This is a genomic window from Collinsella aerofaciens (genome assembly GCF_028209625.1).
Lineage (GTDB): Bacteria > Actinomycetota > Coriobacteriia > Coriobacteriales > Coriobacteriaceae > Collinsella > Collinsella aerofaciens_AM.
Genome location: NZ_JAQLDU010000027.1, coordinates 1 through 11,219, shown reverse-complemented (window position 1 = coordinate 11,219; position 11,219 = coordinate 1). Strand labels below are relative to the sequence as shown.

Annotated in this window: 9 protein-coding genes; 3 read left to right on the top strand and 6 right to left on the bottom strand. The window is 60.4% G+C overall.

All coding sequences use genetic code 11. The annotated features are described in order from the left end of the window. Nucleotides 1-383: 383 nt before the first annotated feature. The gene (pta, locus tag PMW70_RS09435) at nt 384-1,364 is read right to left on the bottom strand and encodes a phosphate acetyltransferase (protein ID WP_006234296.1); all 981 of its coding nucleotides are present in this window, start codon (nt 1,362-1,364) and stop codon (nt 384-386) included. Between the two features lie 231 nt (nt 1,365-1,595). Here pta and glf point away from each other — a divergent pair, with 231 nt between their 5' ends. Together glf and PMW70_RS09425 are read left to right on the top strand one after the other, a co-directional pair. Beyond that, nucleotides 1,596-2,798, top strand: a complete 1,203-nt coding sequence (glf, locus tag PMW70_RS09430) for a UDP-galactopyranose mutase (protein ID WP_118094540.1) — start codon at nt 1,596-1,598, stop codon at nt 2,796-2,798. Further along, a complete protein-coding gene (locus PMW70_RS09425; protein WP_271744709.1) occupies nt 2,791-3,822 on the top strand; it encodes a glycosyltransferase family 2 protein in 1,032 nt (343 codons plus the stop codon). Before glf ends, PMW70_RS09425 begins: the two co-directional genes overlap by 8 nt. Nucleotides 3,823-4,199: 377 nt before the next feature. Here the strand turns inward: PMW70_RS09425 and PMW70_RS09420 are convergent, their stop codons facing one another. From PMW70_RS09420 to ppk1, 5 genes are all read right to left on the bottom strand, one after another. Then, on the bottom strand, nt 4,200-5,201 hold the full coding sequence (locus tag PMW70_RS09420; RefSeq protein ID WP_271744708.1) for a P1 family peptidase: 1,002 nt from the start codon (nt 5,199-5,201) through the stop codon (nt 4,200-4,202). Nucleotides 5,202-5,302: 101 nt separating this feature from the next. Beyond that, on the bottom strand, nt 5,303-5,884 hold the full coding sequence (locus PMW70_RS09415; protein WP_271744707.1) for a Maf family protein: 582 nt from the start codon (nt 5,882-5,884) through the stop codon (nt 5,303-5,305). Further along, complete coding sequence (locus PMW70_RS09410) at nt 5,881-6,423, bottom strand: DJ-1 family glyoxalase III (RefSeq protein WP_271744706.1); 543 nt, start codon at nt 6,421-6,423, stop codon at nt 5,881-5,883. Before PMW70_RS09410 ends, PMW70_RS09415 begins: the two co-directional genes overlap by 4 nt. 106 nt (nt 6,424-6,529) lie before the next feature. Beyond that, a complete protein-coding gene (gene rlmD, locus PMW70_RS09405; protein WP_271744705.1) occupies nt 6,530-7,858 on the bottom strand; it encodes a 23S rRNA (uracil(1939)-C(5))-methyltransferase RlmD in 1,329 nt (442 codons plus the stop codon). A 99-nt stretch (nt 7,859-7,957) separates the two neighbouring features. Beyond that, on the bottom strand, nt 7,958-10,360 hold the full coding sequence (ppk1, locus tag PMW70_RS09400; protein WP_271744704.1) for a polyphosphate kinase 1: 2,403 nt from the start codon (nt 10,358-10,360) through the stop codon (nt 7,958-7,960). A 560-nt stretch (nt 10,361-10,920) separates the two neighbouring features. On the opposite strand from ppk1, the gene PMW70_RS09395 reads away from it, so the two are divergent. Continuing rightward, a partial coding sequence (locus PMW70_RS09395; RefSeq protein ID WP_271744703.1) for an arginine deiminase family protein occupies nt 10,921-11,219 on the top strand: 299 nt, incomplete at its 3' end.

Genomic DNA, 11,219 nt, shown 5'->3' with positions numbered 1-11,219 from the left:
CCGACGTCGTACAAAGCGTTTCCAGCCATAAAAAGGCCTCCCATTTCTTGTGTCCAAGAAATGGGAGGCAGTTCACAGCCCGGAGGCCTTTTTACTAGCAGGCGGAAATTCCAGTTCCAAAGTGATCATCGCCGGCAACGCCTGCGCTCCCAGCAACGTCACCCATTCGTTCAGATCCTCAGCCCCAGCTCGTAGCCAAGCCGCCGCCCACTCCAGATTCCCTGACTGCTGCGTGACGGCAGGGACCCTGCAGGGCAAAGCTCTGAAAACATTCCGCAGGACGCAAAGAGGCTCCGCCGCGCGAAGCGCGCAGCGGAGCCTCTTTGCATGTCCGAGGACGTTTTCAGAGCTTTGCCCTGCAGGGTCCCGAGGGGATATGTAAGCTATTCAGCCATCTGAGCCTGGACGGCGGTGATGGCCACGACACCCACGATGTCGTCGGCAGAGCAGCCGCGCGAAAGGTCGTTAACCGGCTTGGCGATGCCCTGCAGGATGGGGCCGTAAGCGTCGGCGCCAGCGAAGCGCTGAACCAGCTTGTAGCCGATGTTGCCGGCCTCGAGGTCGGGGAACACGAGCACGTTGGCCTTGCCGGCGACAGAGGAGCCGGGAGCCTTGAGCTGGGCGACGGTGGGGACGATAGCGGCGTCAAGCTGCAGGTCGCCATCGATGGCGAGCTCGGGAGCCTTCTCCTTGCAGAACTTCACGGCCTCCTGGACCTTCTTGGCGACCTCGCCGCCAGCGGAGCCCATGGTGGAGTAGGAGAGCATGGCCACGTGCGGCTCAACGTTGCCCATGAAGGTGGACCAGGAGTGAGCGGAGGCGATGGCGATCTCGGAGAGCTCGTCGGAGGACGGGTTGATGTTGAGGCCGCAGTCGGCGAAGATCAGCGTGCCGTCGGTGCCGAACTGCGGGGTGTCGGTGCACATCACGAAGAAGGCCGAGACCAGCTTGGTGCCCGGGGCGGTCTTAAGGATCTGCAGCGCGGGGCGCAGGGTATCGGCGGTGGAGTGGCAGGCGCCGGAGACCAGGCCGTCGGCGTCGCCCATCTTGACCATCATGGTGCCAAAGTAGGTGGCGTCCATCACCTGGGCGCGAGCCTGCTCGATGGTGACACCCTTCTTGGCGCGGAGCTCGGCAAACTTCTGCGCGTACTCCTCGTGCTTCTCGGCATTGCGCGGGTCGATGACGGTGGCGCCGGGAACGTTGATCTCGTCGGGGTTGCCCAGGATGACGATCTTTGCCAGGCCCTCCTCGATGATCTTGGTGGCCGCGACGATGGTGCGCGGATCCTCGCCCTCGGGCAGGACGATCGTCTTAAGGTCGGCCTTGGCGGCAGACTTCATACGGTTAAGGAAATCGCTCATGTTACTCCTTACAAGCGTTTCACTAAGCTCCAGGCGCCCGGCTGTTCACGAATAAACCCGCTGCTAGCGGGTTTACCTTTCAAATTTGTACGCCGCGGTGCTTGAGCTTTCCTTGTGTGGCAAGCTCATTATAGGACGCATTAGCGCTATAATCGCTCTGATAAATATGTCTCGAAGAATGTTCGAGAAAAGCCCAGCTAACGAGCCCGTGGCTTTTGACAAGGAGTATCGATGCAGATTACCTCAGGCCTGCCTGAAGGCTTTAACGCCGGCGCGTACGACATGATTGTCGTCGGTGCTGGATATGCCGGTGCCGTTTGCGCCCGCCGTCTTGCCGAGACCATCGGCTATCGTGTTGCCGTTTTGGAGCGCCGTAGCCACATTGCGGGCAATGCCTATGACTGCACTGACGAGGCCGGAATCCTGATCCACGAGTACGGTCCGCATATCTATCACACCTTTAACGAGCGCGTGCACAATTTCCTGTCGCGCTTTACCAAGTGGACGGATTATCAGCACAAGGTGCTCGCCAACATCAACGGCACCCTTATGCCCGTGCCCTTCAACCATGCGAGTCTCAAGCTCGCCTTTGGTGACGAGCGCGGCGAGGAGCTGTATCAGAAGCTCGTGGAGACCTTTGGCAAGGATGTCAAGGTGCCCATTATGGAGCTGCGTAAGAAGAACGACCCCGACTTGGCCGAGGTCGCCGATTACGTCTACGAGAACGTCTTTTTGCATTACACCATGAAGCAGTGGGGCCAGACGCCCGATCAGATCGACCCCTCGATCACCGGCCGCGTTCCCGTCTTTGTGGGCGATGATGACCGCTACTTCCCGCAAGCTCCCTTCCAGGGCATGCCGCAGGAGGGCTACACGGCGCTCTTTGAGCACATGCTCGACCACGACCTGATTGACGTGTTCTGCGACGTGGACGCCCGCGATCTCTTTGAAATCGACGAGACCACCGTCAAGATCGATGGCAAGGTCTACGGCGGCGAGATTGTCTATACCGGTCCTCTCGATGAGCTGTTCAGCCTCGACTTGGGTGCGTTGCCGTACCGCACGCTCGATATGAAGTTCGAGACGCTCGATATGGACCAGTTCCAGCCCGTGGGCACCGTCAACTACACCACGAGCGAGGACTATACGCGCATTACCGAGTTCAAGAACATGACTGGCCAGGTCCTGCCCGGCAAGACCACCATCATGAAGGAGTATTCCAAGGCCTATACGCCCGGCTCGGGCGAGACGCCCTATTACGCCATTCTGGAGCCCGAGAACCGCGAGCTCTACGAGCGCTATCTCGAGCGCGTCCAGAACTTGACGAACTTCCACCCGGTGGGTCGTCTGGCCGAGTATCGTTACTACGATATGGATGCCGTGACCAACTCCGCCCTCGATCTTTCGGATGAGATTATCGCCTGCCATGCATAAAGTCATAACATTCGGTATTCCCTCGTATAACGCCGCCAAGGACATGGACCATTGCATCACCTCCATTCTGGAGGGGAGCAATTATGCCACCGACATCGAGATTATCATCGTCGATGACGGTTCCAAGGACGAGACGGCCGCCAAGGCCGACGAGTGGGAGGCGCGTTACCCCGGCATTATCCGCGCGGTGCATCAGGAGAACGGCGGCCACGGTATCGCCGTCCTTTCGGGCTTGCGCGAGGCGCAGGGCACCTACTACAAGGTTGTCGACTCGGACGACTGGCTTGACGGCGCTGCCCTTTCGACCATGCTTTCGATCCTGCGTGGCTTTGAGGAGCGCGACCAGCGCGTTGATCTGTTTATCTCGAACTACGTGTACGAGAAGGTTTGCGAGGGCACGCATACCGCTATCGGTTACAAATTTGCCCTGCCGCGCAAAAAGATCTTTTCCTGGGATCAGATCGGTCATTTCCGCCTGGACCAGAACCTACTCATGCACAGCCTGTGCTATCGCACGGATGTGCTGCGCGAGTCCAACCTTCCCATGCCGCCGCACACGTTCTATGTGGACAACATCTACGCCTACGTGCCGCTGCCGCGTTGCAAGACCATGTACTACGCCGACATCGACCTCTACCGCTACTTTATCGGTCGCGAAGGTCAGAGCGTCAACGAGGCAACGATGGTCAAGCGTCTGGACCAGCAGTTCCGTGTTACGCGTATCATGATGGAGTCGTACCACCTGTACAGCGATGTCGAGTCGTCGCGCCTGCGTTCGTACATGATGGGCTACTTCACCATGATGATGGCGATCTGCTCGGTGCTCACCAAGCTTTCTGAGGAAGATTGCGCCGACGAGCGCCTAAAGACGCTGTGGAATGATTTGAAGGCCTACGACGAGCGCATGTATCGTCGTGCACGTTACGGTGTGGTCGGCTTCTTCACTAACCTCCGCGGTCGTGCCGGAGACAAAACCACGATCGGCCTATACCGTCTTGCCTCAAAGATCTTCAAATTCAACTAACTGCAGAGTAATCGCTTCTGTTAGGTTGACTGGGCCCCTTGGCCTTTTGTTTGCTACTGCGAACAGTCCTGTCTCGCACGGAAAGCACATTAAGTGCTTTCCGGCTCGTGCGGAACTTGTATCAAACTAAAGGCCAAGGGGCCTCTGCTATAAGAATCGATTGTCAGATTATTTGAATTTGAAGATCTTAGACGCGCGGTACACAGGGGCCTGGGCTGAAAAGAATTTGGTTGGTAGTCGGTCGGAGACGGGCGGGCATTACGTTTGTCGCGAGTTCCGCATGCAAAGAAGGCCACTTAATGTGGCCTTCGTCTTGCATAGGACTGTAGAGCAGCAAACGTAATGCCCGCCCGTCTCCGACCGACGGTCGAGCGAGACTACTTAGCGGCGCCGGGGATGCCGTGGGAGGTTTTGGCGGTTTTGGCTCCGTTTACGATGGCGGTTTGCAGGGCCCTTACGGCGAGCATGCCCAGCAGGTCTAGGGGAACGGCGGCGCTTGCCTGGGCGCCCAGTTTGCCGCTGGCGAGGGTGTAGATGGTGTCGCCGTCGTTGGTGGTGTGCGTGGGACGGATGGCGTGTGCGTAGGCGTCTGCGGCCATCTGGGAGACCTTGGTAGCTTGTGCCTTAGTAAGTTCCACGTTGGTGACGATGCAGCTGATGGTGGTGTTGGTGCGGTCGAGCGGCATCTGCATGGATCCGGCGGCGGCAAAGGCTGCGAGCTCCATGTCGATAATCTGGTCGCTATCGGCGGCGGCGCGCATGCCGGCGACCCACTCGCCGGTGAAGGGGTCGACCACGTTGCCGCAGGCGTTGACCGAAACCACGGCGCCTACCTTAACGGGACCGAGCGCCACGGCGGCAGCGCCAAGGCCGGCTTTCATGCAGGTGGTGGGCCCCATGAGCTTTCCGACGGTGGCGCCTGTGCCGGCACCTACATTGCCCTGCTCGAGCGTGGTGGGGGTGTTGTCGAGTGCTTCGCGCACGGCGGCGATGCCGGCCTCAATGTCGGGGCGAACGGTGGGGTTACCAAAGGCGAGGTCGAAGATACAGCTCGAGCATACGATAGGCACCTGCGTGGGGCCGACGGGAAGGCCGATGCCGCGGCCCTCAAGCTCGCGAGCGACGCCGCTTGCAGCCTCGAGGCCAAAGGCCGATCCACCCGAAAGGCAGACGGCGTGGACCTTGTCGACGGTGTTCTCGGGTCGCAGCAGGTCGGTTTCGCGCGATGCTGGAGCACCGCCGCGAACGTCAACGCCGCCGGTGGCGCCCTCGGGTGCCACGATTACGGTGCAACCGGTGCCGGCCTCCTCGTCCGTATAGTTGCCATAGCAAAAGCCATCGACATCGCAGACGTCAATGGCCTCGAGCAGTGTATCCATGTTTAACTCCTATCGGTTTTCCGCCGCGCCTTGTGCCCGGTCGGGATCCGTACGGTACGCCAAAATTGTAGGCGCCGGGGGATACCCAGCGCCAGATGCAATTACGAGAGTTTTTGAATCGCGCGCGCGACGCGGGCGATGGGTAGGCCCACCACGTTATAGAAGTCGCCCGAAATATCGTGCACGAGCATGCGTCCTCCTGTGCCCTGAATGCCGTAGGCGCCGGCCTTGTCCATGGGCTCACCCGAGGCGACGTAGTGCTCGATCTGCTCGTCGCTGAGCTCGTAGAACGTCACGTCGGTCACATCGACAAAGGACAGGCTCTCGGCGGCATGCGGGGCGGCCGTATCGCCTGCCTTAACGATGCAGACGCCGGTTGCGACCTGGTGCGTGCGGCCCGAAAGCTCACGGAGCATGGCGCGCGCCTCGTCCTCGGTTGCCGGCTTGCCCATAATCTTGCCGTCAAAGGTGACGATGGTGTCGGCCGCGACCGTCAGCTCATTGGGCTCGGCATGCTCGGCGGCAACGGCGGCGGCTTTGGCGCGTGCTAAGCGTTCAACGAGCGTAAGCGGGGCCTCGCCATCAAATGGCGTTTCGTCGATATCGGCAGGAATGATGCGAATGTCATAGCCCGCCTCGCGCATCAGCTCGATGCGGCGCGGTGATTGCGAGGCCAAAATCATAGCTGAATGCCCTCGGCAACCTTCTCGACAGCCTTGTCGCCGGCGAGCGTGCGCAGCAGCTCAAGCGCAAAGGGGAGCGACTGGGCCATGCCGCTGGCGGTGATGATGTTGCCGTCTTGCGTAACCTTCTCGCCGGTATAGGTGCCTTCGGGGAAGCTCTTCTCAAAGCCAGGGAAGCACGTGGCGTGGCGCCCCTCGAGCAGGTCGAGCTCACCCAGGATAAACGGGGCGGCGCAGATGGCGGCGACGTGTTTGGCGGCGGCGAACTCGCAGACCACGTCGCAGACGCGCTGGTCGGCACGCAGGTTGGTGGCGCCGGGCAGGCCGCCAGGTAGCACGACGCAGTCGTACTCGTCAAAGTTGATCTCGTCAAAGAGCGCATCGCAGGTCACGGGAATCTGCAGCGAGCTTACGACCTCGCGCGTGGGCATGATCGAGACAAGCGTGGCGCGCACGCCGCCGCGACGCATGACATCGACCATGGTCAGGCATTCAATAGTTTCAAAGCCATCGGCGGCGAGAACGGCAACGCTGGGCATGAGGGTTCCTTTCATAGGCGGCATACAATTAGCCGTCTTATACCCCGAAGACCTCCGCTTGCCACGCTCGATTTCCCAATGATTTTTCTGAGCAATGATTAAGTGGCTAGTTGCGCCTAAGGTGGACGACGGTTTCGCAGTGGAAGGTTTGCGGGAACAGGTCAACTGGCGTGATCTTTACGGGGGAGAAGGTGCCTTCTTCGACAAAGCGTTTGAGATCGCGCGCCAGGGTGGCCGGGTCGCAGCTCACATAGGCGATATCGCGGGCACTCGTGCTGGCGATAAGGTCGATCGCCTCGGGGGCGAGGCCTGCACGCGGCGGGTCGACCACCAGGACATCGGCGTCCTGATCGGGGAACTCGCGCACCGCGTCGCCGCCGATGACGTCGACGTTATCGAGTTTGTTGATCTCCAGATTACGGCGCAGGTCGCGCACGGCCGGGCCGTAGGCCTCGACGGCGGCAACAAAGTCGCAGCGGCGGGCGAGCGGCAGGGTGAAGGTTCCAGCTCCGCAATACAGGTCCACGGCAAGTTCGTCTTCCTGCGGGTCGAGCGCCTCCATGACAAGCTCGATCAAAATCTCGGCACCCTTTGTGTTGACCTGGAAAAACGACGGGGCCGAAAGGCGCATCTGGCCGTCGGCGATGTTCTCGGTCCAGGAGCCCTCGCCGGCGAGCATCTCAACCTTGGAGACGCGGCGGGCCTTCTTCTCACCCTTGCTCATAACGCGCACTATGCTCGTGGGGTGTGCGGCGTCTGCCAGCACGCGCGAGACTTGCGAGCGCGGAAACGACCCCGTGGGCGTCCAGAGCGCGACCTCGAGCGCCTTGGTGCGACGCGAGGCGCGAATGCCCACGCGCTCCAAGCCCAGGTCGTGGCTGCCGCTCAGATAGTTAAGCGCGCCGACGACCGATTTGAGCGCCTTGGGAAAGCGCTTATCGAACAGCGGGCACGAATCGACGGTCACGATCTTGCTGGGATCGACGCCGTGCATGCCAAGACGCACGCGGCCGTTTACAACGGTCGGTTCGAGCTCAATTTTATTGCGGTAGCCCCAATCGTCCTTGGTGTGGCGGATGGGCTGCACCAGCTCGTCGACTTGCTCAGGGGTGAACTTGCCGATGCGCTCGAGCGTGGAGCGCAGGTTTTGCTCCTTGGCGGCAAGCTGAGCGGTGCGTGAGAGGTTGCCCCACGAGCAGCCACCGCAGATGCCCACGAAGGGGCAGGGAGGCTGAATTCGATCGGGGCTCGGCTCCAGAATCTCGGTGCCGCGGGCGCGCATAAACGACTTGCCGTCCTGCACGATCTCGGCCTCGACGGTGTCGCCTGCCACGGCGCCCTGCACAAAGACGGCCTTGCCGTTGTCGGCGTGCGCCAGCCCGTCGGCGCCGTAGGTCATCGATTCTATATTGAGCTTCATATTCCTGCCCGTCATTCGCGTTGTTGTCCGCAACCATGGTATCAGGGAAAAGCGCCCCGCATCCGAGGCTTTCCTCAAATGCGGGGCGCTTCTACAAACTGCTTCTACAAACGACTATTTCGTCTTACCGGTAATGAGCGTCTTAAGACCCAGGCCGATCAGGCCCAGGCCCATGCGCACACGACCGGGGCGATGGCGCTCGATGGCCTTGGTCTTGCCGGCGGGCTTATCGCGACGGGCGCTCGTCTCGGGTGCGGGCTTAGCTGCCTGCGGCTCGGGCTGAGGTGCAGGTGCGGGCTCGGGCTCAATGACGGTCGCCTGGACCTTCTGAACCTCGGGTGTGGCCGGCTGCGGCTTAGGAGCAGGGGCGGGCTTTGCCTCAATGACGGGCTCGGGCGCGGCCTCGGCGTTGCGGTAGGCACGCTCCAGCAGGGCTTCCTGCGAGTTAAAGGGCTTCTCACCCTCTTTTCGCTCTACGGGAACCCAGGTGCCGTCGCTCGTCAGGCTACGTGCCTTCACGTTGTCGCGCAGCTGCACGCCCATGTACTCGTGCACCAGCGCGCGGCAGGTGGGGTCGAGCACGGGGAAGGCGATCTCTACGCGATGCTCGGTGTTGCGCGTCATCATGTCGGCAGAACTCAGGTAGATCATGTCCGAGTCCACGCCGAAGGCATAGACACGCGCGTGCTCCAAGAAACGTCCGACGATAGAACGTACGTGCACGTTTTCGGTCTTGCCCGCAATGTTGGGCTTCAGGCACGAGATGCCGCGGATGATCATGTCCACGCGCACGCCGGCACACGATGCCTCGGCGATCTTGTCGATGACCTCGCGGTCGGTCAGCGAGTTGAGCTTAAAGAACACGCGGGCGGGCTCGCCGGCGAGCGCACGTTGGATCTCGCGGTCCAGACCGCGCATGATGAGCGGCTTGAGACCGACGGGCGCCACGCCCAAAAAGCGGTAGTCGCCGCGCAGGTTGCCCAGCGACAGGTTGCGGAAGAACAGGTTGGCGTCTTCGCCGATGCCGGGATGGGCGGTCATGAGCATAAAGTCGCTGTAGAGCTTGGCCGTCTTCTCGTTAAAGTTACCGGTGCCCAAAAGCGTGAGTCGAGTGAGCGCCATGCCCTCGCGATAGGTGAGCTGGCAGATCTTTGAGTGGCATTTAAAGCCCTCGGAGCCATAGATGACGGTGCAGCCCGCTTCTTCCAGACGCTCTGCCCACTCGATGTTATTTTGCTCGTCAAAGCGCGCGCGGAGCTCCATGAGCACCGTGACCTCTTTGCCGTTCTCGGCGGCGTCAATCAACGACTCGCACAGACGACTCTGCTTGGCCACGCGGTAGAGCGTGATACGCAGCGAGATGCACTCGGGGTCGTATGCGGCCTCGTGTACCAGGTCCAGGAACGGATTCATGGCCTCGTAGGGGTAAAAGAGCAACTTGTCGCCCTGCAGCACCTGCTCGCGAATGGAGCGGGACATGTCGATGGTGGGGTTGGGCTGAGGCTTAAACGGCGTAAAGAGGAGCTCGTTGCGTAGATGCTCGGGAATCTTGCCCTCAATGCCGAAGACGTAGCCCAGGTCGAGCGGGATATCGCAGGTAAAGACCGAGCGGCGAGAAAGCTCGAGCGCCTTGCGGATGGTCTTGAGCGTCGCCTTCTCGAGCGACCCCGAGACCGCGAGCACTACCGGCTGCAGACGCAGGCGCTTCTTGAGGATGCGCTTCATGTGCTGGCGGTAGTCCTCTTCCTCCTCGACGCCCTCGCCGTCCGGATCGATGTCGGCGTTGCGGGTGACGCGGATGAGCGCGCGGTCGAGCGGCTTATAGGAGCCAAAGCAGCTGTCCAGGCAGGCGAGGATGACGTCCTCGAGCAGAATGTAGGAGTAGGTGCCGGCGGGCGAGGGGATCTCGACCACGCGGTTCATCGAGGCGGGAATCTCGATTAGGCCCAGCAGACTTTCCTCGTCGGTGACGCCGTCCAGGCCGCAGGCCAGGTAGAGTGCGCCGTTGCGCAGGTTGGGGAAGGGGTGGCGCGGGTCAATCACCAGCGGTGAGATGACCGGCGACACGTAGGCCTGGAAGTAGCGGGTTACAAAGGTGCGCTCCTCGGGCGTAAGCGAATCGGCACGCGCGCGGTGAACGCCCAGGGCGTCGAGCTTGCCCTCGATGCTCTTAAAGATGGACTCCCATCGGGTAAGGAGCCCGGGCATTTCGGCCATGACGGCATCGACCTGTTCGGAGGCGGTCATATTGCTCTTGTTGTCGACAGGCTGTTTTTTGAGCTCTGCCAGATCGGACAGGCCGCCCACGCGCACCATGAGAAACTCGTCGAGGTTGGACTCGAAAATCGACACGAACTTTAGACGCTCGAACAGCGGAACGGTCTCGTCGAAGGCTTCGTCAAGCACACGGTTGTCAAAGCGCAGCCAGCTGAGCTCTCGGTTCTGCGTGTACGAGAAGTCGCGCGGCGGTTTGCGCAGCTTTGCGGCGGCTTGCTTTTTTTCGATTTTGCTCGGCATATGCATCTGTCCGTTCAGTCCCCGCAGGGGACGGTTGCCTAACACTATTCACTATTGTCTCAATTTAGTCGACCTATGGCACGGACGTATCGCGTGAACGGTATCTTTACCTACTTCTTACGCTGACAAGCCATAGAGCTGACGCCCGTCACGTTGTGAAAAAAACGGTCTATATCCTCACTCAACTGGTGAGTATATGTGAATAAGAATGATAGGTAGCTGAATATCATCGAATACAGACAGAAACACGAACAAGCGTCATTTATATACATAAAACCGTTTTAGATATGCAATTCCTAATCGAAAGATTGGAGTTGTAATTGCGAATGATTTTTGAGAAAAAAGAGCGTTTACCTTAGAAAAGTTACTTTAGAACGCCGAAGTACATCATGGGGGAATCACATGCGATATACCGTTCATCGCACTTTGTTGACCGTTCGGGGGCGAGGTGGAATTGCGGCTGATTTTTGGATATAACTAGAGCTGTCAGCAAGCAGCGTCTCATATGGAGGGGCGCTGATACATTCGGCCAGTAAGGCCCGAAAGAAAGGTAGGAGGCCATGACGAAAGGTCTGCACGTGCCTTCCGAGATCGGCAAGCTCAGGAAGGTCTGCCTGCACCGTCCCGGCGACGAGCTCCTCAACCTGCCGCCCGACGAGCTCGAGCGACTCCTGTTCGACGACGTCCCGTTCCTGGAGGTCGCACAGCAGGAGCACGACACCTTCGCCCAGATCCTGAGGGACCAGGGCGTGGAGGTCCTCTACCTCGAGAACCTCGTCGCGGAGGTGTTCGACCAGGTCCCCGGCGCCCGCGCCGAGTTCACCGACCAGTACATCGCCGAGGCAGGCATCCGCGGCCA

Bases quoted from the DNA above. Each gene is read 5' to 3' on its own strand.
- pta (WP_006234296.1), bottom strand. From the start codon at position 1,364: ATGAGCGATTTCCTTAACCGTATGAAGTCTGCCGCCAAGGCCGACCTT.
- glf (WP_118094540.1), top strand. From the start codon at position 1,596: ATGCAGATTACCTCAGGCCTGCCTGAAGGCTTTAACGCCGGCGCGTAC.
- PMW70_RS09425 (WP_271744709.1), top strand. From the start codon at position 2,791: ATGCATAAAGTCATAACATTCGGTATTCCCTCGTATAACGCCGCCAAG.
- PMW70_RS09420 (WP_271744708.1), bottom strand. From the start codon at position 5,201: ATGGATACACTGCTCGAGGCCATTGACGTCTGCGATGTCGATGGCTTT.
- PMW70_RS09415 (WP_271744707.1), bottom strand. From the start codon at position 5,884: ATGATTTTGGCCTCGCAATCACCGCGCCGCATCGAGCTGATGCGCGAG.
- PMW70_RS09410 (WP_271744706.1), bottom strand. From the start codon at position 6,423: ATGCCCAGCGTTGCCGTTCTCGCCGCCGATGGCTTTGAAACTATTGAA.
- rlmD (WP_271744705.1), bottom strand. From the start codon at position 7,858: ATGACGGGCAGGAATATGAAGCTCAATATAGAATCGATGACCTACGGC.
- ppk1 (WP_271744704.1), bottom strand. From the start codon at position 10,360: ATGCCGAGCAAAATCGAAAAAAAGCAAGCCGCCGCAAAGCTGCGCAAA.